Here is a 23,555-nt window from a genome sequence, read left to right on the forward strand (position 1 = left end):
CCATATGTTATACTTTATTCAGAATCTTCAATTTTATCTTCAGGAGGTCAAGCCATGCCATTTATTACAACCAACGACAATGTTTCCATTTACTACGAAATCCATGGGGAAGGAAAACCCTTATTCATGCTGCCCGGATGGACCTGTTCCACCAAATTCTGGAAATACAATGTGGACGAACTTGCCCGTCATTTCCAGGTTGTCCTGATGGATATGCGGGGCCATGGGGAATCAGAAAAAGTACTCCACAGCCACCGCATTTCCCGATATGCCATGGATGTAAAGAATCTGCTGGATGCCCTGGACCTGAAAGATGTGACAGTACTGGGTTGGTCCATGGGCGCCTCCATCCTCTGGAGTTATATCGAATTATTTGGAAACTACCGGATCGACAGCCTCATCTGCGTAGATCAGTCCCCAGCCCAATATGTGAAATCCGATTGGCCCTGGGGACAGAAAGCCTGTTTTGATGTGGAAACCTTCATGAAAACCTGTTTTGCGGCCAAAAGCGATCCACGGGGCGCCGCCGAAGGACTTGTCAGTGCCTGTCTGAAACACGCACCATCAGCAGAAGACCGCAATATGCTGGTGGATGAAATCTGCAAATGCCCTCCCTATGTGCGGATTGAAATCATGCGGGACCACACCAACCTGGACTGGCGGGATTTCCTGCCGCATATCAACATCCCCACCCTGGTCTGCTGCGCCCGGGAAAGCAAGGTCTTCGATGTACACGGAAGTGCCTGGGTCGGGGAACACATCCCCGGTGCCCAAACCGTAATCTTTGAGGACTGCAGCCATATGCTGTTCTGGGAAAAACCGGAACAGTTCAATCAGTGTGTTACAAAATTCATTGAGAATATAAAAAATGGTAAATTGCAAGTTGAATTTGAACAACTATAATCAAGAAACACACTCAATAGCATAAACTTCATCGAGGAATGCATCAAATAGCTCTGACGGCGTATGGTAGCCTAAAACACGACGTGGGCGCTGGTTCAGCGTATCTGCCATGTTCAGGATATCTTCATTAGAGAACCGCTCCATGGACATGCCCTTTGGGTTAAAATCCCTCAGCAAGCCATTGTGGCGTTCGTTTTGAGCCCGCTCCCATGAGCTGTACGAATGTGTAAAGTACATCTTGGTGCCGAGACTCTCGAACTGTGACAAGTTCTCAAACTCAGGACCGGTTATCGTCTTAAAAATCTGGCTGAAGCGCTTTTCCTGACTGCACTTTGCCATACACTGAGGGGCACGGCCGTGCTTGCTTTTTCGATCCGGCGTCCACACCGAAGTTCATAGAAAACAGTCGTGTGAGCACATCCTATCGCGGCAGCGATACTGCGAAGGGAGAGCCCCTGGCGATGCAGAGCCTGAATCATGCCACGTTTCTCCAAAGAAAGATGGCGGCCGGGTGTATGTACGTCCTCACTTGTGTTAGAATGGATGTGATTCATAGTGATTGCCCCTTTATTGATGATTTCTCGCAAAACCATTTTAACATGAAGCTTCACTATGGATTTTTATTTTTAGATTACCTGTTCAAATTCATTTTACAACCGACAAAAAAAATGTTGTCTAGAAGTCAAAAATAACTTCTAGACAACATTTTTATGGATTTTTGGAATAACTTATACCAGCTGTCTTCTGGCCCTTTCTTCTTCTTTGCCAGGGTCTTCTTCCGGATACCACATGACTTTCACCAGATTGACCCGGCATTCTTCTCCTTCGGCGAAGGTGATCCGATGAGGAGTCTGAACTTTTAGGAGCTGATCTCCCATACGGACCAGATACTGGGTGGAATCAGTGAGGAAAATCCGGCTTTCGATCTTTCCCCTGAAGCCTTTTGTCCGATTCAGGTCTATTTCATTGGGTCGGGTAGCAATGACCATCTCCCGGTCCACATTCTCCGGGATGGGCAAATCCAGGGTCTGTTCCGAATCCCCCCGTACATATACTTTATCGTCCTTTAAATAAACGTGTAAAAATGTGGATTGTCCCAGGAAACTATGGACAAACCGGTTGCACGGCCGATTATACAGATTCTCCGGAGTATCGATCTGGACGATATTCCCCATGTCGCAGACCATCATCCGGTCGGAAATGGCCATGGCTTCGCTCTGGTCATGGGTCACGAAAATAATGGTGAACCCGAATTTCTGCTGGAGGTTCTTGATTTCAAAACGCATGCTTTCCCGGAGTTTGGGATCCAGGTTGGACAAAGGTTCATCCAGCAGCATGACCTTGGGATTGGTAACGATGGCCCGGGCCAGGGCAATCCGCTGCTGCTGTCCTCCGGAAAGATCACTGGGATAGACTTCTTCCATCCCATCCAGACTAGTGTGATGCAGGGCCTCTTTCACCCGCTGCACGATCTCCGCCTTGGGCAGTTTTCGGATCTGCAGGGGAAAAGCCACATTTTCAAAGATATTCATATGTGGCCAGACAGCGAAGGCCTGGAACACCATTCCCAAGCCCCGTTCCTCGGGAGGCACATAGATATTTTTATCTTTTACCGAAACAGGACGGCCGCACAGTTCGATTTCACCTTCCGACAGGTCTTCAAATCCGGCAATCATCCGCAGCGTGGTGCTTTTACCGCAGCCTGAAGGCCCCAGGAAGGAAAAGCACTCCCCTTCCCGGACCGTCAGATTGAAATCATTGACAGCGGTTATTGTGCCCAGTTTTTTGGTGGTAAAACGTTTGGTCACGTGCCGCAGCACAATCTGGTCAGTCACGTTTTACACCCCCTTCTTATCTTTGGTAATCTGCGTAACGATGAAATTGCAGATAATGATGATGCAGATGGCTACAGCAGCCAATGCCGATGCCTGAGGAATCTGCCCGCTATCCCGCAGGGCGAAGATCTGTACCCCCAGGGTCCGGGTATAGGGCCCATACAGTAAGATGGAAGTGGTCAGTTCCCGCATGGAAGGCAGGAAAATCAGGAAGAACCCGGCCACCATAGCCGGACGGATCAACGGCAGGGTAATGTCTTTCAAAGATTCCGTATGAGAGGCCCCGCAGGCACGGGCCGCTTCTTCCAGAGATGGATGGACCTGCTGCAGGGAAGCAGAGGCACTCTTCATAGAAAAACTCAGATACCGGGCCATATATGCCACCAAAATGATCCAAATGGTGTTATACAGGCTGATGCCCAACTGCCCGGACCAGGAGAGGATGACCCCAATGGCCAGCACGGTCCCGGGGATGGAATAGGGCAGTACGGACAGCATTTCCAGGATTTCCTTTCCTTTGGGTTTGATCTTGATGACCACATAAGCAATCATCACACCCAGGAACATACAGAGAATCCCGGCACTGATGGACAGGAACAGGGAGTTCTGGATGGCATCCATGGTCTGCTTGCTGGTAATGATATTGTGGAAATTATCCAGGGTGAAATTCGCTGGAATCAGCGGCAGTCCATAAGCTTTTACCAAGCCTTCCAGGAAAATCATGATAAGAGGAACCAGCACGATGAGTACCAATGTCAGCACAGCCAACAGCAGAAGAGGATATTTTGCTCCCCGGAGCTTGATCAGAGTGGGCCGCATGCTCTTACCCTTGATGATATCGTAAGACCCGCTGGAAAGGACCACTTTCTGCAGGATCAGAGCCATAGTGACCACAAAGACCAGAAGGATGGAAAGGGCCGCCCCCTGCCGAATCCCCTCAAAACTGCCTCCTGCCCGATCAATATAAGCATAGATTACTGTAGGCAGGGTGTAAATCTGTTTGGAAAATCCCAGAATAGCTGGCACCCCAAAATGGGCGAGAGAAGAAATCAGGATCAGCAGGGCACCTGCGGAAATAGCCGGAGTCACCAGAGGGATGGTAATCTTCCGGATGACCGTTCCTTGGCTGGCTCCGGCGATCCGAGCACTTTCTTCCAGAGTAGGGTCCATCCGTTCCAGAGCACTGACCACCTGCATGAACACAAAGGGGAAATAATACGATACCTCAACGAAAATGATGCCACCCAGCGAATTGATGTTAAATGGCGGCGTTGTCAGATGGAAGGTATTCATCAGCCAGGTGTTCACATAGCCGCCTCGTCCTGAAAGGAGCATATCCCAGGCCATGGCCCCAAAAAAAGGTGGGAACATATAGGGAATCATAAACAGGGCCCGCATCAGGTTCTTGCAGGGGATATCGCTGCGTCCCAGCAGCCAGGCATAGAAGAGTCCGATGATCGTTCCCACCACTGTCACACTGAGACCGATGATGACCGTATGGGTCATGGCACTGATATTGTCCTGGCTGAAAACAACAGTCTTGAACATCTCGATATCCAGACGGCCTTCGTAAAAGAAGGCATTGTAGACAATCATGAAAATAGGGATAAAGACGATGACAAACAGCAGCACAAAGCTGACCAGAGTCATGGCCTTGTCCAAGCTGAAAGTTTTTCCATCCAGGGCCGCCAGATCAGACGTGCCCTGACGAGTTCTACGCAGATTCATCATGATCCTCCTTTCTGGCTTCATAATACCGGGGTTGAAGGAAACGCAGGCCCACTTCCTGGCCTTCCTCTGCCTTATTGTTCTGCATCACATCCAGTGCATTGACCTGCATCCGGATTTCCCGATTTCCCAGCTGGATGAAATATACGTACTCACTGCCCAGGAACACGCTTCGGGTAACTTTTCCACGGACAGGGGAACTGTCATCAAAAATCATATCATTGAGACGCACTCCCATTTCCATGGGTCTTCCACTTGCAAAGATTTCCTGGGGGCATTCATCATAGAGGAACTTTTCTCCGGCTACCAGATAGGTATGTCCATTTTCCCGTACCAGGGGGAAGAAGTTCGAGACTCCGATAAATTCAAAGACAAACCGATTAGCCGGTCTCAAGATGATGTCCTCATCCTCGCCGATCTGGCACAGATTCCCATCCCGGTCCATAATGGCCATCCGGTCGCAAAGCTGAAGAGCCGCTTCCTGGTCATGGGTAATATAGAGGATGGTGGTCCCGATATCGTGCTGAATCAGACGGATTTCCGTCAGCATTTCTTCCCGCAGCTTGGCATCCAGGTTGGTAATGGGTTCATCCATGACGATGACTTCATCACTGCTCACCAGGGCACGGGCAATGGCCACCCGCTGCTGCTGCCCACCGGAAAGCTGGCTGGGCAAATGTTCCTCATACCCCAGCATCCGCACCTGCTCCAGGGCATGGTGGGCTCTTTCTTTCATTTCTTGCTTGGGTATTCTCATTTTCTTCATGGGATACAGTACGTTTTCCAGCACGGTCATATGGGGCCACACCGCATAATCCTGGAACACCACCCCGATATGACGGTGTTCCGGAGAGACGTCGATGCCTTTTTCCGCATCGAACAGGCAGCGGTCTCCTACATAAATGGATCCTGTCTCCGGTTTGATGAATCCCAACAGACAGCGGACCAAAGTTGTCTTCCCGCAGCCAGAAGGGCCGACCAGACACATGATCTGGCTTTCTTCCACTGTTAGAGAAAGATCCTTGAAAATACATTTTTTCCCATAGTGGAAGGTAATATGATTGAACCGAACATCGGCCATACTTTCACCTCCTGAAAAAACGGACGGCAGCCTGTCCTGCCGTCCGTTCCGACGTTATTTTTTCTTGAAGATGGCATCGAATTGATCCAGCACGTTCTTGGCATTGGCTGCCAGTTTCTCCAGGTCCACCTTCATGGCATTCTTGGCGATTTCCTCAATGGTCACACCCTTCTGTTTCACATCTTTGCGGACAGAAAGCATATTGTTTTGTACCAGGACTTCCTGTCCTTCTTTGGAAAGGATGAAGTCATAAAGTTTCTTGGCATTGGCTTCGTTTTTGGCTCCCTTTACCAGAGCGATGGGACTGTAAATGGAGATGATGTCCTGTTTCGGATAGACAAATTCGATGGTGGACCCTTTGCTCTTCAGGTTTTCCGTGACATAATCCAGGCACATCCCTACTTTATAGGCACCGGCTGCAATCTGGTTGTGGGTTGCAGTAGTCCCGGACTGGAGTTCCGTGCCGTTTTCCTTCAGTTTTTCAAAATAGGCCTTTCCGTACTTGGAATTGGAAATCAGGGCCCCTACGGCGTATTTGGTGGTTCCCGCCGTACCGGGATCCGTCATGACAATCTGGCCTTTCCATTTGGGATCCAAAAGATCATCCCAGGTCTTGGGCGCTTCTTCTTTGGAAACCTTCTGAGGATTGTAGGCAATCCCCATATTCATCATCCGGGCACCGGTATAATAGCCTTCCTTATCAATAAATACCGGATCGATGGCCTTGGCTTCCGGAGAACTGTATTTCTGAAGGATGCCCATTTTCTTAAAACCGATGTAGTCGGCCGGATCCCCTACCCAGATTACATCTGCCGCTACCTGGCCGGATTTCGCTTCCGTGGCGATTTTCGTAATAACTTTCCCGGTTCCGGCGAAGTAGTAATCCAGTTTGATGTCCGGGTATTTCTTTTCAAACGCTTTCTTCACAGCATTCAACTGGTCTTCCTGCATAGAGGAATACAGCATCACCGTATTCCCTGCGGATTTCTTGTCCTGTTTGGAACCGGGAATCGCCCCGCCCCCACCGCAGGCACTGATTCCTGCTGCCAGCACGCACAGCATCCCTACAGACAGCCACTTCTTCAGATTCATGGTAATTCAGCCTCCCTTATTGGAATCTCTTTGCCGGGCAAAGTACTTTATGTGCTAATTTTACCATATTTTTACTGAATATTTACATGTTTTTTACAATTCAAATAAAATCATCCAATAGTGTATAGTATTTAACAACCACAAAACTACATTTCTCACTTCTCAAAAAGCCACCCTCCAACAGTCCTTTTGCATAATAACTTAAGCATAAAAAAGGCTGTGCATGAATCCCGGAGATTCTCTGTCCGTATCCTTGCACAGCCTTTTTTATTCCTTTACTTTTTCTTCATCCGGAAGCAGAAGGTGCAGTGATGATCTTTGTACATGATATGGTCATGTACACATTCCAGGTCTTCATTGTACCCTTTGCAGATGGCGGGGTCGATATTTTCGCAGTAAATGCGGCCGTATTTTTCTTCCCCCGCATCCATCCAGGTCTTGGCGAATACACAGCGGTCAAAATCCTGGTTGATTTCGTCTTTGCCATATTCTGTGTCATACCCGAACAGTTCACTGCGTTCCATGTCATAGTTGGGCAGATAGGCATCCAGATCATTTTTCTGGCCCCGTTGAGCAGCCCGGCGGGCAATATCTTTACCCCGGGCTATTCCCCAGTCGATAACGCTTTGTTTCAGGATTTCCAGGCCTTTTTCCCCAAATTCTTTTTCCAGATTCTTTGCCAGGATGGAAAAAAAACGGGCAAACAGAACGAACATGGAAACCGGTTCATCCATTTTTTGCGGTTTCAAGTTTTACACTCCCCTTTTTTATGTCCCAGGGTCTGCTGCAGATACAGCAGGACCCTCAACCAGAACAATCGTATTTATTTGCTTTCTTTGATATGCTGAGCCAGGCCGTTCAGATAGTACAGGAATGCCCAGTTAACCACATGGGCCGCCGTCTGCAGGGTGAACACTTCCGGATAGGTTTCCACAAAGTCAATGCCTTTCGCCCCTGCCAGTCCTGCTTCATGGAGCATCATCAGCAGTTCATAAGAAGTCAGACCACCCATGTCCTGGGGTGCCTGAGGCATGTTGGCTGCATCCAGACTGTCTGCACATACGGTAATGTAGATATATTCCGTATCCTTGCTGACTACTTCCAGGGCTTTGGAAATGGAAGCCTTCCAGCCATCTTCATGGACATCGATGGCCCGGATGACCGTTGCGCCATATTTTACGGCATTGTTGTATTCTTCCCGATGGTTTCTGGGTCCACGGATCCCGATATGAGCGATCTTGGTGGGATCCATGTTGGGATCATTGTAGACCCGATAGAAAGGAGAACACCGGGACAATTCATCATCACCGAAATGGGAGTAGTTGTCCAGATGGGCGTCAAAGTGGAGAACGCCTACTTTCTTCGGATACCGTTTGGCGATTTCACTGATGATGGGATAGGCAATGCCATGGTCCCCGCCAATGGTAATGGGGATAATTTTGGCATCAGCCAGTTTGCCAATCCGCTCCCGGATGGATTTGAAGGTAAAGTCATAGTTGCCATTCTGGGTGGCAATATCCCCGGAATCAGCCACATTGAGGTAATCAAAGCAATCCAGGTTGTAGTCAGGCAGGAAGCCGGTATACCGGATGGACGCAGAGCGGACTGCTTTGGGGCCTTCCGTAGTGGAAGAATACCCGCCGATGGTACAGCCTCCTTCCCAGGGTACCCCAACCACTGCGGCATCGATTTTTTTCAGATCGTCATCATTTTCAATGACGGACAGGTTCAACCAGGAAGGTACTCCGCTGTAAATCATATTGGGCAGGAAATTGGGATCATAAATCGTAGGTTTACTTTCTCTCATTTCAAAACATCTCCTTATAAATCTACCAAAGAGGCCAATGCCTTTTTAGAACAAACTGATGATGCTGCTGACTCCCAAGATCAGGGAGATGATAAAGATGGCAGTTCCCAGAACGTTTTCCAGCGTACTGTTGGCAAATTCTCCCATAATTCTCCGGCTGGCGGTCAGATAAATGGTCACACCCACCACAACGGGCAATACCACACCATTGACCATCTGGGCAGCCATAATCAGGGCAATGGGGTTAAATCCCATCCCGGCAACGATGATGCCGGTAATAAGAACCAGGAAGTTGGTCACGGTGTACCGTTTGTCACTGCGGTTGGTTTTCCAGCCAAACAGACCGGCCAGCACATAGGAAACACCCATGGGCGTGCAAACAGCGCTGGACACCCCGGCGGCCACCAGGCCGATGGCCATGAAGGGTTTGGCAAAAGTCCCCAAAGTCGGTTCCAACTGGATGGACATGTCCATGGCATTCCGGACCGGCATTCCCAGCATGACCGTTGCCGCCGTAACCATGATGGCTCCGGTTACGATGCCCCCGATGATCATGGGGATATTGGTCCCGAACCGGCAGAGAGGCAGGTCATCAGTAGAATGCCAGGTTCTCTTGGCGGAGGCCGCATGGAGGAACATGTTGTAAGGCACTACCGTGGTCCCGATCAGGGACAGACAGGTCATCAGTCCGCCCTTGGGAATGTTGGGGACACAGCCAGCCAGCAGTTTTCCCAGGTCCGGCTTCACCACGAACATGGTGACCAGGAATACCACAGCCATGATGATGACGCAGGCTCCCAACAATTTTTCCAGGTATTTCAGGGCATCTCCGGCGAAGCTCAGGAGCAGGAGGATGCAAAAGCCCCAAACCGGAGCAATGATCCGGGTGGAAATCCCGGTCAGGGCGCTGATTCCAATGGCCGTCCCTGTCAGGTCCCCGCTCATGTAAGCGAACCCGCCAATAGTGATGGCCACGGCCACCAGACCGCACAGCAGATTCCGCAGTACAGGACGGTTTTCAAAATCCTTGACCAGGTTCTGAGCCAGCCCCATCTGGGTCACAATACCCAGGCGGGCTGCCATGCCCTGCATGACAATTACTGCAATAACTGAAAAGATGATGCACCAGAACAGCTGGAACCCATAATCAGCCCCGGCTTTCGTGGAACTGGTAACCGTCCCCGGTCCGATAAAGGAGCCGACGATCAGGAAGCCAGGCCCCAATGCCCCCAATTTTTCCTTTAGGGTAAACTGCTTTTCTTTTTTGTCCGCCATACTTCTCTCCCCCTCATTGGTAAAATCCTACGCCGCATTACCCTAGTTACTCGCTCTTGTTTAACTACATTGTCGTTTTTTATTTCGCATTGTAGTTTTGTGTATTTTTATACCACCATTATTTCTGTTTGTCAATCAAAATCTTTTGTGCTACTCTAATAAAGAAAAAATCGCTGCCAAGGGAGGTCGTTTATGGAAAAAAAGTTACAAAAGCCCATTCAGTCCATCCAGCGGGCTGTACAGATTCTGGACTGTTTCACGCCTACGGATCCCAGTCTGCCCCTGTCAGCCATCAGCGAAAAAACGGGACTGAACATCAATACCACCCGGGGTCTGGTCAACACGTTGGTAGAAAGCCAGCTGCTGCTGCGGGACAGGGAAACCGGTTATTATAAACTGGGATATTACTTCGTTACCAAAGCTTCCATGATCCACCAGGATATCGACCGGTATGTGGAACTGTTCAAACCTCTGGTCGATGCCATTGCAGAAAAATATCACTTCTCCGCCAGTCTCCAGATGGTGTACCAGAATCAGATTTTCAGTGTCTATTGTACCTATCCCACCAAGCAGGCCTATTACATCGTTATGAGTGAATACACAGATCTTCCCCTCCATGCCACCAGTTCCGGAAAACTGCTTCTGTTGGATGAAGTGACCCATGGAAGGAAAGAAATGTTGGGTCAATTGGATTTCAAGGCTTTCACACCTTCCAGTATCCGTTCCAGAGAACAGTTGGAATCCCAGCTGAAAGCCATCCAGAAAAACGGCTATTCCACGGAAATCGAAGAATTTGTCAATGATGTGGGCAGCCTGGCAGTGCCCCTCTATGATGAAAAAGGCCGGCTGCTGCTGACTATCAGTGCCACCTTCTTTGTAAAATCCCTTCCCCAGCTCAAAAACGATCTGCTGAAGGATTTCCAAAAAGCCATTGATACCTGGAAACAGGCCATGAGAAAGGAGATGCCATAATGGATAACCTGAAAGATATCTGGTCAGCGCTTTTCCAAGCCCTTTCAGCCTTCGGCTATGAAGAAGGCCAGGGTACCACCCGTCTTTCCTGGTCAAACCCTTTCCTGGAGGCCCAGAAATATCTGCATAGTTACGCAGAAGCTGCCGGACTCCAATGCCAGCGGGACGGCTGGGGTAATCTGCTCATGACTGTACCGGGAGAAACTGGCCTTCCGCCGGTGTATACCGGTTCCCATCTGGATACCGTTCCCCATGGAGGAAAATATGATGGAGCCCTGGGGATTACGGTCCCTCTGGCCATTGCCGCAGCCTGGCATCAGGCAGGATTCCGTCCCCGCCGCCCTCTGACCATCATTGCCTTTGCCGAAGAAGAAGGCACCCGATTCGGACCCCCATGCATGGGCAGCCAAGCTATGGCAGGAAAGCTCCAGGGAAAAGATCCTGGCAGTTTTATCACAGCAGAAGGCCAACCCCTTCCCCAACTGCTCCAGGAAGCCGGACTGGAAGGGGATCCCTTTGCCCCGCATCTGCTTCCGGGGAAATGTTTTGTGGAAATGCATATTGAGCAGGGCCGTGCCCTGGAAGATGCCAAACTGCCTCTGGGCATTGTTTCCGCCATTGTAGGAATCCGGCATTTTATAATCCGGGTCCAGGGCCAGGCCAACCATGCCGGCACTACCGCCATGAAAGACCGGCATGACGCCCTGGCGGCAGCAGCTGCAGAAATCAGTGAAATCCATCAGTGCGCCCTGACATCCAACAATCAGTATGTAGCCACAGTCGGACATATCCGGGTGTCTCCCGATGCAGGAAATGTCATTCCAGGAGAAGCAGAGTTCTCTCTGGAAATCCGTGCGGAGGAAGATTCCACTATGGATTGTGTCGTTTCTGCCTACAAGGATTTCTCACGAAACCTGGAGAAACAATATGGCGTCCGATTTCTGTGGAATCAGCTGGATCAGATTCCGCCCCTGCCCATGGACCGGAAAATCATGGAACTTTTTCAATCGTACGCTCAAAAAGAAAGTGTCCGTTTTCAGATACAACCCAGTTGGGCAGGCCATGATGCCATGATCCTGGGCCACGAACTGCCCACTGCCATGCTGTTTGTCCCCAGCAAAAACGGCATCAGCCATTCTCCCGAAGAATTCACTTCAGCAGAAGATATTGGACAGGCAGCTTCCGTCCTGGAGAAAGTGCTGACCCATCTGACCAGAGAATGAGGATGGAGGTTTTTCCAATCATTCCTTGAAAAAAGAGCGAGGATACCGTACAAAGGGTATCCTCGCTTTTTGAATTGTTTTTTCTTTTCCTTACATGAGCCCAAGATGCACGCAAAAAATCATTTCTCCTGAAAAGCGTCCCAAACTGTTTGTGCCAGCACCTGCGCTCCAGTGGCAATTCCCTTTTCATCAAAAACGATGCCGCTGTTATGCAGGGGACGATGAGATTTCTCATCCGCATTGCAGGTCCCTATGCGGAACAGCGCCCCGGGAAGAATTTCCAGGTAATCCGCAAAATCCTCAGATCCCATGGAGGCTTTCTCCAGTTCTATTACATGGTCTTCGCCCAGTACTTCCTTCCCCGCTTGGGCGATCCGGTCAACTACATTGGCATCGTTGATGACAGGGGGATTTCCCTTCTGATACTCCACTTCACAGGTTCCGCCAAATCCTTCGGCAATGGAAGGCAACAGTGTTTCCAAACGATTTTGGATCAACGTACGTACAGAGGGATCCAGAGAACGGACCGTCCCTTCCAGCACCACCTTGTCCGGTATCACATTGGGGGCCGTTCCTCCTGTAATCTTTCCAATGGTGATAACACCGGAATCCAGCGGCGCTATATTCCGGGATACAATGGTTTGCAGGGCCGTCAGGATGTAGCCCGTAATGCAAATCGGATCTATGGATTTATGGGGATGTGCCCCATGACCACCTTTCCCATGGACAGTCACTTTCAAAGAGTCACTGGCGGCCATGGAAGGACCTTTCCGTATGCCAATGGTACCGCCGGGAATTTCCGGCCAGGTATGGAGTCCGATAATGAATTGTGGATGATATTTTTCAAAAATCCCTGTGTCAATCACGGACTTGGAACCGTTGAGTTTTTCCTCTGCCGGTTGGAAAATCAGCAGTACTCTGCCAGTAATATCATTTTCAGCCTTTTTCAGCAGTTTTGCCGCATACAGAAGAGCGGTCATATGCAGGTCATGCCCGCAACAGTGGGCGATACCTGCCTTTTTTGAAGCAAAGGGCAATCCGGATGCTTCCTGGATGGGCAGCGCGTCGATATCCGCCCGCAGCGCTATGCACTGGGGCTCTTTCCCCTGACCGATGGATGCCACCAAGCCTGTTTTCAAACCAGTATCCAGAATGGGGATTCCCCATTCCTGTAGTTTCCTACGAATTTTTTCCGTAGTTTCGGTTTCTTCATACCCCAATTCCGGATACTGATGACATTCTCTTCGAAACGCCACTGCTTCCTTGATTTCCGTATCGGTCAAAATAAACTTTTTCATGCCGGATCCGCCTTTCCTTTCACCCTAAAGAAGAGTATCCCTGCCAGAATAAATGCCACCAGGGCAGCGGAAACACCCCCTATATAAAGCATGGGACTGCTCAGGAACAGCATGGGGCCCATGGTGGTATTGGGCAGCTGGTAGAAGGATCCCAGGGTACTGGAACCGGAAATACTCTCACTGGTCATGGTATCCCCATCAGGATCCAGGACTTTGATCAGCAGCAGGCCGGTTGCCAAAGTCCCGGTGCATTGCCCATAGATTCCCATAGCTACCTCAAACCAATGATCTCCATACCATTTTTTGGAAAGATACACGGAAAAGAAAGCCGTCAATCCGCACAGGATAATGGTAGACACAACAATAGGAACGAAATAGGCTTTTAAGACGCTGATCCGGATGGTTGCCACCGCCACCACAATCATATATTCCAGTGCCAGCCCGGAAATCCGTTTCATGGAAGGACGGTCAATATACTGTCCCCATTTTGTTTTCCCCAGAATAGGTCCTACAATGGCCCCCATCAGAAGGCACATGGTATACAAAGGAATCCGCTTCCAGAAAGGGATAATGGCGATCAGACCAATCCGTGTGATATAGGAAATGGCAATGATAACGCCGACAATCATAAACTGAAAAGCAAAAGGATCCAGAGCTGAAGGACTGCACACTGCAGCGGCCATGGAAGGACGGCTTCCCTTTTCAAGCAATCCGGAAGAATGGGTCAGTTTGTCGATTTCTGCCTGATCTACTTTATGACTGGTCCATCCTCTGGAAGCCCCATAGTTGATCAGGAACATCCCTCCGATAACGGCGGCGAACATCCCAATGGTAGCATAGGTCATGGCAATCCCCATGGCATCGCTGATTCCTTCAGATCCAAAGGACGCCCCAATGATTCCAGCAGAACCGTGTCCTCCATAAAAACCGGTGACAGGCAACAGGCCCAGCCACATGGGCAGATCCTGCATAAACGGAAGCAATGCCACAATTATGGCCAACCCCACAAGGATCTGCATCATATGCATGGTCCCGGCAATAACTGTTGTGGATAAGATGTCTCTTCCCAGTTTGCCCACAGAATTTCCTAAAAATGAAGTGGCAAAGATGAAGCAGAAAGCAAAATTAATCCATTGCCCGATTCCTTTGCTGTAATGCAGACAAATGGGCGATACTTCCCCCAACACCTGGGGCCCCAACAGCAGACCCAGGATTCCGGCAATCAGAGATGCCGGAATAAAATACCGTCTGAAAAAAGCAATCTTCACCCGCAGTGCAAACCCCAGACACAGCAGAAAGCTGACTGTTGCAATATCAATGGCAATATCTGTCAAGTTCATTTTTCACTCCCCCTCCCGCCCAAACGGAGACGTTAGCTTACTTGTAGTAGGCCTTGATAAACTTCAAAATCCTTGCCAGACAGGCCTCCACGATTTTTTCGCCCTTTTCTCTGGTAGCAACCGTTGCATCCCCTACCGTTCCGTTGTAAGTTTTATCCGTAAATTTTCCCAACGTGATAAAATCACTGAATTCAGAGCTGGTATGAGGATCTACACAGGTTTCTCCAGCTTCATCCACCAATTCAGGGAACAGATACAACATTACAGATGTTCCGCATTCACTGGCATGGCCATTGCACATGTACCCTTCATACTGGCAGATTCCTTTGTTGTGGACAGTAGCAAAACGCCACCAGTCAACTTGAGCCATTTTAAAATCATACTGTTCCATGTATTTTTTGGACAAATAATTGACTGTATCCACATTCCCTGCGTGGCCAGTGATAAATAAAATTTTCTTGGCTCCATCTTTCAGTACTTTCCCCAGGATATAATCCAGATAGTCTTCCAGAATCTTCCGAGGCATGGCAAATGTGCAGGGAAAAGAAGCCAGCGCAGAAGATTCTCCGGCTTCAATAGTCGGTGCAATCAAAGCATCCGTCTCCTCGGCAACCAGTTCAGCAATCCGTTTGGCCACCAGCAGATCCGTTCCCATGGGCAGATGAGGCCCGTAGACTTCACAAGCGCCTGTAGGAATGATAACCAGAGGATCCTTTTCCATTCTTTCCAAATATTGTTTCCCTGGCATTTTTCTGATATAATTTTGCATAATCTTTCAGTCCTTTCTTGCTTTCTGTTTCATTTTTCTCTTTTGTTTGTCGTCTTATTATTATTTTTGTATATTATTTATCATAGAGTCTTTTGAACAACAACTAAATTCTATTTGTTGCATGTATTATTGCGTTTTATGCATCAGTAGAAAGGATTCTGTCATGGATATTGCAAACATCCACAGTTTTGTAGTTCTGGCTGAACTGCTCAGTTTCGCCAAAACGGCAGAAAAAGAACATATTTCCCAGTCCACACTCAGCCGTCGGATCCAGTCCCTGGAAAAAGGACTGAATGTCCAACTGTTCCAACGGGATACCCGCAATATAAAATTGACGGAAGCAGGAAAAGAATTCTACTTCCAAGCCAACAAATTGTTGGAGCAGTACCACCTGGCCATCAGTTTGACCAAAAAAGCAGTAGGCGGATATTCCCGAAAACTCCGGATCGGTATTGGTTACTATGAGCATTTTTTCCTTATGCCGTTTATTGGGCAGTTTTCTGCCAGCCACCCAAACATCAAAATCAATCTGTATCAATTTGTCTATGAAACACTCCTGGAATATTTTATCCGGGGAAATCTGGACATCATTCTGACCAGCGACCAATTCCTTTCCTCGATTTCCGAAAACGCCTACAAGAAGCAACTGCTTTGGCAGGACAGCTGGAGTTTGATTCTTTCCCGGGACAACCCTTTGGCTGCATATCCTTTTATAGACCGAAAACAATTGCGGGACCAGACCATCATCACCATGTACAACGGGAGCAGCAAAATGATCCGGAACATCTATCGGAATCAGGATTTTACCGAGCCATTCCGTACCGTAATCCAGGTCAATTCCTTTGCTGCCAAAATCGCCCTGGTAGATGCCAATATGGGGATTGGTTTTGTTCCCTCATTTATAAAAACGGAATCCTACAAAAACGTTCTCCTAAAAAAGATCGTTCCTGCCTATAATCCTCGCAAATTTTATGTTTTATGCAATTCCTACAACTACGACCAGGCTGTATCAGACTTTTTCAGGCGGTGTCAGGAACACTGGCAAAAATAGACAAAATAAAGCACAAAAAAGCACTGCGGCGTACGCAGTGCTTTTTTAGTAATTGATTATTTTCCCAAACTCCGCAGAGCTGTTTCTCGGGATCCTTTTAAATGGAACAGCATGGCATCTCCTGCCTTATCCCTTTCTCCCATAAAAATCAAATCAATGATCTTCTGATGTTCCTTGGCTGCTTCCTTGTGCCGTTCCCAGATATCACTCCCGGACAGGACCCGGATTCTCATATGCTGATCAAAAATATGAGCCAGCATATTGCGAAAGTAAAGATTGGAACATCCTTGTGCCAGAAGTCGGTGGAACCGGTCATCCAGTAAAGCGAACTGCTCCGGGTCCGGTGCAGACTCTATTAGTTCCTCAGATTTATCCCTTATCTCATGCAGTTTCTTTAAATCCAGATACTTCAGATCCTTTCGGATAATGAAAGGTTCCAAAAGCATCCTGGCTTCAAAACTTTGGTTGATTTCATTGATGGTCAATGGTCTGACCATCACCCCTTTTTTGGGGAGAACCGTAACCAGCCCCTCCTGTTCCAGCCGCGTCAGAGCTTCCCGGATAGGTGTTCTGCTGACCTGCAGTTCTTCCATCAGAGCAGTTTCATTCAAAAAGCCATTGCTTTCATACTGGCATCGTAAGATTTTGTTTTTGATTGCATAATAGGCCTTGTCCCGCAAACTCATCATGGCTCCGCTTTCACCTCTGTCCTGCCATTCTCTTGTATACATCAGATATATTTCAATTATACTGGATATATCCTTTGGATGCAAAAAGAATCTATGCTAGAATCGAACTAGGAAAAATGAACGGAATTTTTAGAATCTTTTATATGCTTTTAAAGGGGAGGAATCTGTAATGAACATCAAAAAGACACTTGCCGCTTTGTGCCTGGCATCACTGGCTGTATTTACTCTTACCGGCTGCGGATCTGAAGAAGGCGGAAAATCAAAGAGCAGTGAAGGAAAAGTCCAAATGGATCTGGCTACCGCCTACTCAGCAGATTCTCCTGCAGGAAAAGCCATGAAAAAATTCGTAGAAGATGTAAAGAAGAAATCCAACGGCAGCATTGAAATCAATTTGTTCACAGATGGAACTTTAGGGAATCCCAAAGACAACTATTCTTCTGTAGCCAGTGGCGACCTGGACATGACGATGTCCGGTTTGGAAGGACTTGACTTGTATGCTCCAGAATACACATTCCTGGATGCCCCCTTCCTGATGAAAGATTTGAAACAACAGCAGGCAATCTTGAACAGTGGAATTGGCGATAAGCTCAAAGCCATCTATAAGAAAAATGGTTTTACCACTCTGGGTTTCCACAACCGGGATGTTCGGGAATTGGCTGGGACAAAGCCCATCAAGACACCGGCCGATCTGCAGGGTCTGAAACTTCGTCTGCCCGGCATGAGAGTCTATGTGGATACCTGGAGCCAACTAGGTGTAAGCTCTACCACCGTTGCCATGAATGAATTGTACACGGCTCTGCAGACCAAGGTGGCTGAAGCCTGCGAAGGCGGCTATGAACAGATGGCTACGCTGAAATTGTATGAAGTCCAGCCTTACATCATGGAAACCAACCATGTATATGAATTTGTTGGACTCTTCATCAACAATAAAGCTTTTGAAAAACTGAGTCCTGAACAGCAGAAAATCCTGCAGGAATGTGCCAAGGAAGACCTTGCCTATGCTGACAAGCTGGCTGAAGAAAGCCGCCAGGAATACAAAAAGCAGTGCCAGGACAAGGGAATGAAAGTGCTGGAAGTTGACCAGGCTGCTTTCCGCAGTGCACTGGAAAATTATTACAAGGAACAGTTCAACAGCAAATGGACGGTCACCACTTACGATGAAGTCATGAAATACGCCAAATAATCTACAACAGAAGGGTGCCGCACCAAAGGGTACGGCACCCTTTCTCGCAGATAAGGAGGGATTCTCTTATGTTCCATAAAATAGCACGAGGCTATTTGAAAACTGTTGAAGGAATTTGTATAACGCTTTTATTCATCATTTTTTTGCTGATGGTTATCCAGGTTGTCTGCCGTCTCTTTACCATTGGCCAGAATTTTACGGAAGAACTGGCCCGCATCTGTTTTTGTCTGATGATCTTTCTGGGAGCTCCCCTGACGCTGGCAGAAGGCGCTGATATCTGTGTGGATATGGTGGTCAACAAATGCCCTGCAAAGCTGCAGAAGGCCATCAATATCCTGATCAACATTCTGACATGTGTATTTTCCGTACTCTGTCTCAAAAGCCTTCTGGTCCTGATCCGTACCAACGCAGGAGTTTCAGCGGTAGCACTTCCCTGGATTAAAATGAACTGGATCTATTCAGCCATGTGCGTAGGATTCGCTTTTCTCTTTGTGGTCGCTATATGCAAAATCGTCGCTTTGTGCAAAGGCTGCCCGGATACCATGGATATCAACAAAGAAGAAAAAGCGCTTGCCCGAAAAAAAGAAAGCGAGATGAATTTGGGAATATGACTACGAATACAATTATCCTGATGCTCCTTGTTTCCATGCTGGCTCTCTTCCTGCTGAAAGTCCCCGTTTACATCAGTATGTCCCTGGCAGGATGTGCCGTCCTGGCTACCCGCTTTGGCATGAAATGGAGCCTGCTCAGCCAATATCTTTATACAGGGGTGGATTCTTTCACACTTCTTTCCATTCCACTGTTCCTGTTGGCCGCCAAAATCATGAATACGGGCAGCATCACCAAAAAGCTTTTTTCCTTTTGTATGAAAGTTGTCGGCTGGCTGCCTGGTGGTCTTGGCCATGTAAATGTCCTTTGTTCCGTAATTTTTGCCGGTATGTCCGGTACAGCAGTTTCTGATGCCGGCGGACTGGGATCCATCGAAATCAAAGCCATGAACGAAAATGGATTTGATAATGATTTTTCCTGCTGTGTCACAGCGGCATCTTCAACATTGGGACCCATTATCCCCCCTTCCATTCCTCTGGTTGTCTATGCAACCGTATCTGGAGCTTCCGTAGGTGCCCTGTTTATGGCTGGAATCATCCCTGGCCTGGTCATGGCCATTTTGATGATGGTACTGGTCAGTGCTTATGCCATTCTACGGCACTATCCCCGTACCAAATTTCCCTCTGGAGGAGAATTTTTTACCGCTCTTAAAGACGGATTTCTCCCGCTGATGGCTCCTGTTATCCTGTTGGTAGGAATTTACGGCGGTGTCTTCACCCCTACAGAAAGTGCCGCCATTGTGGTTTGCTACAGCCTGTTCCTGGAAATCTGCATTTATCGTGAACTGACACTGGAAAAATTTATTTCCATCCTGAAAGAAACCTTCCGGGATTCTGTGACCATTGCTCTGATCATTGCCGGCGCCACCTTCTTTGGTTACGTGGCAACCCGTGTACGGATTCCCCAGCTGATTCTGAAAGAAATGACAGGGTTGGTTTCCTCTCAATTTATGCTGCTTTTACTGATCAATATTTTCCTGTTGGTTATTGGCTGTTTCCTGGAAACCGCTTCCGCCATCACCATTGTTGTACCGCTGATTATGCCTCTCCTGAAAGCGTACCATGTAAACTTTACGCAGTTTGGCATCATCATGGTATTGAATCTGATGATTGGGCTGTTGACGCCGCCTTTTGGCCTGGTCTTGTTCGTAGTCAGCAAGATTGGTCATATATCTGTAGGTCATTTCTCAAGAGCACTGCTTCCCTGGCTGGCCTGTCTGCTGATTGCCTTGATGCTGATTACATTTGTCCCATCCATCAGCCTGTGGTTTCCCACATTTCTGGGAATGACTGTATAGGAGGACGCTATGAAAATCACTTCTGTGAAAGGGATCCAGCTGCGCTGTCCCTGTGAAGAAATCCATGATGCTTTAAGCACTTCTATTGCCCGACAGGCCTTTCTGATCCGTATTGAAACTGATAAAGGAATTTGGGGAATTGGGGAAGCCTTTTCCTTTGGAGCTCCCCTCAATGCACTTCAGACGTTGCTTGATCAGCAAATTGCCCCCATTATCCTGGAAAAAGAAGCAGAAAACATCGAAGAGCTCTGGCAAACCATGTACTGGCGTACATTGGCCAATGGCCGCCGCAGTCTTACTATGGCCATTATTTCCGGCGTTGATACCGCTCTCTGGGATATTTTGGGAAAAGCCGCCCACATGTCTGTCAGTCATCTCTTGGGATTGGCTTTTCAAAAGATTCCCACCTATGCCAGTGGTGGCTTTTATGCTCCTGGCAAAGGACTTGATGGTCTTCGGAAAGAACTGTCTTCCTACCGTAAAAAAGGCTACAAAGATGCCAAAATCAAAATTGGCCGTACCTCATCCAATCCTTTTCTGGATTATATGGATAATAAAAATGACAAAGTCAGTGAAGAAGAGGACTGGCAGCGCATTCAGGCAGCTCATGAAATCATGGAAGATGGCATGTTAATGGTGGATACCAATGCCACCTGGACGGCAGACCAAGTAATTCAAAATGCTCCCAAGCTCCAGGCTTACGGAGTAAAGATTATCGAAGAACCTCTGCCATTCGAAGATGTGGACGGCTATCGCAAAATTGCTGATGCCGTGCCTTCTTTAGTCATCGCTGGCTGTGAAACACAGCAGGGTCTCAAGAACTTCCAAAATCTGCTGAAAGAAAATCAGATTGATATCCTTCAACCCGATGTAGGCTGGGCCGGAGGTATTTCTGAAGTCAAAAAAATCGGTGCCGCAGCCTTGGCGGCCAACAAAAAGATTTCTCTCCACTGCTTTGGTTCTGCTGTGTTGTTTGCCGCCAGTCTCCAAACAGCCGCCGCCATGAGCAACACCATTGCCATGGAATCAGAAGAAAATCCCAATCCGCTGAAAACAGATATCTTGAAAACACCCTTTCAGACCGATCCTGAAATGAATTTTTTCGTTCCGGACGGACCTGGACTAGGTATTGAAGTTGACTGGGAGCGCATTGAAAAATATATCGTAAAATAGAAACAAGCCGTGAAAGATGCCATTCATTTCTATTGGTGCCTTTCACGGTTTCATTTTTGCAACAAGTTTTGCGACAAACGATGACCTAATTCCATTTCTATTTTCTTTTCCAAGACCTCAAAATCCCATTCATGCCGGAAAAATGCCCAATAATGACCTCCTTTTTCCAGTTGGGAAGGAATTTTTCTGTTGGATAAGGGAAAGAATCCCCCAGTGATCCTTGCAAAATCTTACAGAAAGATGGTGATTCCATGAAAACCTCTACCACTGTGGCCCAGGATCTGGGCACGTGGCTGGAAGAACAGGCACTGCATGCTGCTGTTCTTGAGCTTATAGACGAATACCGGGCGGGGCGACGGGCCTGCGTCCCCTACGGTCCTATACTGTCCCCATAAGTGTGGACACTTTTTAAGAGTAGCACCTGCCCACAAAATTGGACAGGCTACAATTTGAATCCTTTAAAATTGGCGTGCTCATTTTGGACCCAACCTATTGAACACAATCATATGCATGTGGTATCCTCAAATCCAATAAAGCCAAGGAGAATCCACATGAGCAGAAAACTTTTTACTGAGGAGCAGATTGCAGCGTTGCGCCAGAACCCTTATGTGTATAGCGTAAGCCGCTCTACCCTGGTCCTGAGGAAGTCCTTTAAAGAAATCTTTTACACCGAATATATGGAAGGAGTCTATCCTAAAGACGTCTTCAAAAAATACGGCTTTGACCCTGCTGTGCTGGGCGAAAGACGCATTGGCGGTGCTCTCCAGCATATCAAAGAGGAATATGCCAAATATGGTTGTTTCTATGAAGGCAGGAGACCCGCCGACAGGTCTGACACCGCCGCCAAGGTCAAGCCTGAAGATGACATTAAGGCCCTCAGACATGAAGTTGAATACTTGCGGCAGGAAGTGGAATATTTAAAAAAAATTTCCGCGATCAAGAACACAAAAAGGTAGGTTCTCTGCTCATGAACGATTCCTCTTGTGTGTTCGAAATCATAGAAAAGACGGTAAGTACCAGCGAGAACAGACTTTCCATCAGCAGTTTATGCAAGATGGCAGGCGTGTCCCGAAGCGGTTATTATGCCTGGGTAAAGGCGGAAGCATTTCGGCAGGCCCAGCAAGAACAGGACCGCAAGGACTTTGAACTGATCCTTGCCGCTTACAAAAGACGAGGGTACAAGAAGGGCGCCCGCAGCATCTATATGGAGCTGCTCCACATGGATCCGCCCGTCATTATGAATGTGAAGAAAATCCGTCGTCTGATGAAAAAGTTCCACCTGCTTTGCCCCATCAGGAAGGCGAATCCCTATCGGCAGCTGGCGAAAGCCCTGAAGACCAATACGGTGGCCGATAATCTGCTGCAGCGCCAGTTTGAGGACTATGGTCCTCGCATGGTACTGCTGACAGATATTACCTATCTTCCTTACAATGGGATCTTTGCTTATCTTTCCACCATACTGGATGCCTATACCAAGCAGATTCTGGCGTATGTCCTCAGCGATTCTTTGGAGGTGGATTTCGTGGTAGAAACGGTGAACAACCTGATTCGAGATCACGGCGTCTCACTGCATGCTGAAACCATCGTGCATTCTGACCAGGGTTGCCATTACACGAGTCACAGCTTCATCGATATCCTCCATGACAAGGATCTCAGACAATCCATGTCACGGCGGGGGAATTGCTGGGACAATGCGCCGCAGGAAAGCTTCTTCGGCCGTATGAAAGACCATGTGAAAAAGAAAATTGCAGCAGCAGTGAGCTTTGGGGAGGTGAAGGCCATCGTAGATGATTACATGGATTATTACAACAACGAGCGCTACCAGTGGGAACTGGCGAAACTGTCGCCAAACGAGTTCTACCAATTTGTAACAACAGGGGTTTATCCGCTCGATATTCCCAAGATGCCCGAGGTTCCTACATTGAAGCGGAGAGCCTGTGAGCTGGGGAACCAGCTCACCTCATAAAATGGCAAAAGCAGCCATTTTATGAGTAAGGAGCCAGTGCATAAGATTGGATGGTTAGGGGCCTTCTGATAGACAATTACCAAACGTCCATTTTAAAGGTACCAGGATTGTTGAACTGTCTAAAACAAGGGGTCCTACTTTTAGAAACTGTCCTTGACAAGGGGTACGGTTTAGTCCAGTGCGCTTCACTCTTAACTCTGCATTCTTCACTTTTCATCATTTATAGCTCCAAATATGATAAAATGAATTATGACATGATGTCCA

The 23,555-nt window shown here is 48.1% G+C and carries 22 protein-coding genes and 1 pseudogene; 10 read left to right on the forward strand and 13 right to left on the reverse strand.

The features are described 5' to 3' along the window. Window positions 1–54 precede the first annotated feature (54 nt). Entirely contained in the window at window positions 55–903 is an 849-nt protein-coding gene (locus ACFER_RS10215; RefSeq protein WP_012939325.1) for an alpha/beta fold hydrolase, read from the forward strand. Here ACFER_RS10215 and ACFER_RS11700 read toward each other — a convergent pair. The 9 genes and pseudogenes from ACFER_RS11700 to ACFER_RS10260 form a co-directional block, all read right to left on the reverse strand. Further along, window positions 904–1,218 (reverse strand): annotated as a pseudogene (locus ACFER_RS11700) (IS30 family transposase); the annotation flags it as partial. It abuts the gene before it with no gap. Further along, complete coding sequence (locus ACFER_RS12045) at window positions 1,191–1,496, reverse strand: helix-turn-helix domain-containing protein (RefSeq protein WP_367318046.1); 306 nt, start codon at window positions 1,494–1,496, stop codon at window positions 1,191–1,193. The pseudogene ACFER_RS11700 and the gene ACFER_RS12045, both read right to left, overlap by 28 nt. A 135-nt stretch (window positions 1,497–1,631) precedes the next feature. Next, window positions 1,632–2,738, reverse strand: coding sequence for an ABC transporter ATP-binding protein (locus ACFER_RS10230; protein WP_012939326.1), 1,107 nt, complete (start codon window positions 2,736–2,738; stop codon window positions 1,632–1,634). A 3-nt stretch (window positions 2,739–2,741) separates the two neighbouring features. Then, window positions 2,742–4,466: an ABC transporter permease gene (locus tag ACFER_RS10235; RefSeq protein ID WP_012939327.1), complete on the reverse strand. Its 1,725-nt coding sequence runs from the start codon at window positions 4,464–4,466 to the stop codon at window positions 2,742–2,744. Beyond that, window positions 4,453–5,547 carry an ABC transporter ATP-binding protein gene (locus tag ACFER_RS10240; protein WP_012939328.1) on the reverse strand — a complete coding sequence of 365 codons (1,095 nt, stop codon included), beginning with the start codon at window positions 5,545–5,547 and terminating at the stop codon, window positions 4,453–4,455. The genes ACFER_RS10235 and ACFER_RS10240 overlap by 14 nt, the downstream gene beginning before the upstream one ends. A gap of 54 nt (window positions 5,548–5,601) precedes the next feature. Further along, window positions 5,602–6,639 carry an ABC transporter substrate-binding protein gene (locus ACFER_RS10245; RefSeq protein WP_012939329.1) on the reverse strand — a complete coding sequence of 346 codons (1,038 nt, stop codon included), beginning with the start codon at window positions 6,637–6,639 and terminating at the stop codon, window positions 5,602–5,604. 275 nt (window positions 6,640–6,914) lie between these two features. Continuing rightward, on the reverse strand, window positions 6,915–7,388 hold the full coding sequence (locus ACFER_RS10250) for an L-2-amino-thiazoline-4-carboxylic acid hydrolase (protein WP_012939330.1): 474 nt from the start codon (window positions 7,386–7,388) through the stop codon (window positions 6,915–6,917). 74 nt (window positions 7,389–7,462) lie between these two features. Next, the gene (locus ACFER_RS10255) at window positions 7,463–8,446 is read right to left on the reverse strand and encodes an agmatinase family protein (protein ID WP_012939331.1); all 984 of its coding nucleotides are present in this window, start codon (window positions 8,444–8,446) and stop codon (window positions 7,463–7,465) included. 45 nt (window positions 8,447–8,491) lie between these two features. Next, window positions 8,492–9,721: an Nramp family divalent metal transporter gene (locus ACFER_RS10260; protein ID WP_012939332.1), complete on the reverse strand. Its 1,230-nt coding sequence runs from the start codon at window positions 9,719–9,721 to the stop codon at window positions 8,492–8,494. Window positions 9,722–9,913: 192 nt separating this feature from the next. Between ACFER_RS10260 and ACFER_RS10265 the strand changes: the two genes are divergently transcribed. Then, a complete protein-coding gene (locus ACFER_RS10265) occupies window positions 9,914–10,693 on the forward strand; it encodes an IclR family transcriptional regulator (RefSeq protein ID WP_012939333.1) in 780 nt (259 codons plus the stop codon). Further along, on the forward strand, window positions 10,693–11,916 hold the full coding sequence (locus tag ACFER_RS10270; RefSeq protein WP_012939334.1) for a Zn-dependent hydrolase: 1,224 nt from the start codon (window positions 10,693–10,695) through the stop codon (window positions 11,914–11,916). Before ACFER_RS10265 ends, ACFER_RS10270 begins: the two co-directional genes overlap by 1 nt. A gap of 119 nt (window positions 11,917–12,035) precedes the next feature. Here ACFER_RS10270 and ACFER_RS10275 read toward each other — a convergent pair whose 3' ends face one another. From ACFER_RS10275 to ACFER_RS10285, 3 genes are read right to left on the reverse strand one after another with little or no spacing between them, the layout of a single operon-like run. Then, window positions 12,036–13,214, reverse strand: coding sequence for a M20 metallopeptidase family protein (locus ACFER_RS10275; protein ID WP_012939335.1), 1,179 nt, complete (start codon window positions 13,212–13,214; stop codon window positions 12,036–12,038). Further along, window positions 13,211–14,554: a sodium/glutamate symporter family protein gene (locus ACFER_RS10280; protein ID WP_012939336.1), complete on the reverse strand. Its 1,344-nt coding sequence runs from the start codon at window positions 14,552–14,554 to the stop codon at window positions 13,211–13,213. The genes ACFER_RS10275 and ACFER_RS10280 overlap by 4 nt, the downstream gene beginning before the upstream one ends. 37 nt (window positions 14,555–14,591) lie before the next feature. Beyond that, window positions 14,592–15,323: a creatininase family protein gene (locus tag ACFER_RS10285; protein WP_012939337.1), complete on the reverse strand. Its 732-nt coding sequence runs from the start codon at window positions 15,321–15,323 to the stop codon at window positions 14,592–14,594. Window positions 15,324–15,486: 163 nt separating this feature from the next. Between ACFER_RS10285 and ACFER_RS10290 the strand changes: the two genes are divergently transcribed. After that, the gene (locus ACFER_RS10290) at window positions 15,487–16,374 is read left to right on the forward strand and encodes a LysR family transcriptional regulator (protein WP_012939338.1); all 888 of its coding nucleotides are present in this window, start codon (window positions 15,487–15,489) and stop codon (window positions 16,372–16,374) included. 56 nt (window positions 16,375–16,430) lie between these two features. Here the strand turns inward: ACFER_RS10290 and ACFER_RS10295 are convergent, their stop codons facing one another. Further along, window positions 16,431–17,063: a GntR family transcriptional regulator gene (locus ACFER_RS10295; protein WP_071818371.1), complete on the reverse strand. Its 633-nt coding sequence runs from the start codon at window positions 17,061–17,063 to the stop codon at window positions 16,431–16,433. 169 nt (window positions 17,064–17,232) lie between these two features. Here ACFER_RS10295 and ACFER_RS10300 point away from each other — a divergent pair, with 169 nt between their 5' ends. The 6 genes from ACFER_RS10300 to ACFER_RS10325 all read left to right on the forward strand — a co-directional run bounded on the left by ACFER_RS10300 (window position 17,233) and on the right by ACFER_RS10325 (window position 23,291). Continuing rightward, a complete protein-coding gene (locus tag ACFER_RS10300; RefSeq protein WP_012939340.1) occupies window positions 17,233–18,246 on the forward strand; it encodes a TRAP transporter substrate-binding protein in 1,014 nt (337 codons plus the stop codon). A gap of 68 nt (window positions 18,247–18,314) precedes the next feature. After that, window positions 18,315–18,857 carry a TRAP transporter small permease gene (locus ACFER_RS10305; protein WP_012939341.1) on the forward strand — a complete coding sequence of 181 codons (543 nt, stop codon included), beginning with the start codon at window positions 18,315–18,317 and terminating at the stop codon, window positions 18,855–18,857. Continuing rightward, on the forward strand, window positions 18,854–20,152 hold the full coding sequence (locus ACFER_RS10310; protein ID WP_012939342.1) for a TRAP transporter large permease: 1,299 nt from the start codon (window positions 18,854–18,856) through the stop codon (window positions 20,150–20,152). The genes ACFER_RS10305 and ACFER_RS10310 overlap by 4 nt, the downstream gene beginning before the upstream one ends. Before the next feature lie 9 nt (window positions 20,153–20,161). After that, the gene (locus tag ACFER_RS10315; RefSeq protein ID WP_012939343.1) at window positions 20,162–21,325 is read left to right on the forward strand and encodes a mandelate racemase/muconate lactonizing enzyme family protein; all 1,164 of its coding nucleotides are present in this window, start codon (window positions 20,162–20,164) and stop codon (window positions 21,323–21,325) included. A gap of 551 nt (window positions 21,326–21,876) precedes the next feature. Beyond that, the gene (locus ACFER_RS10320) at window positions 21,877–22,281 is read left to right on the forward strand and encodes an HTH domain-containing protein (protein WP_012937547.1); all 405 of its coding nucleotides are present in this window, start codon (window positions 21,877–21,879) and stop codon (window positions 22,279–22,281) included. 11 nt (window positions 22,282–22,292) lie between these two features. Then, entirely contained in the window at window positions 22,293–23,291 is a 999-nt protein-coding gene (locus ACFER_RS10325; protein WP_012938408.1) for an IS3 family transposase, read from the forward strand. Window positions 23,292–23,555: the final 264 nt, after the last annotated feature.

Source organism: Acidaminococcus fermentans DSM 20731, from assembly GCF_000025305.1.
Lineage (GTDB): Bacteria > Bacillota > Negativicutes > Acidaminococcales > Acidaminococcaceae > Acidaminococcus > Acidaminococcus fermentans.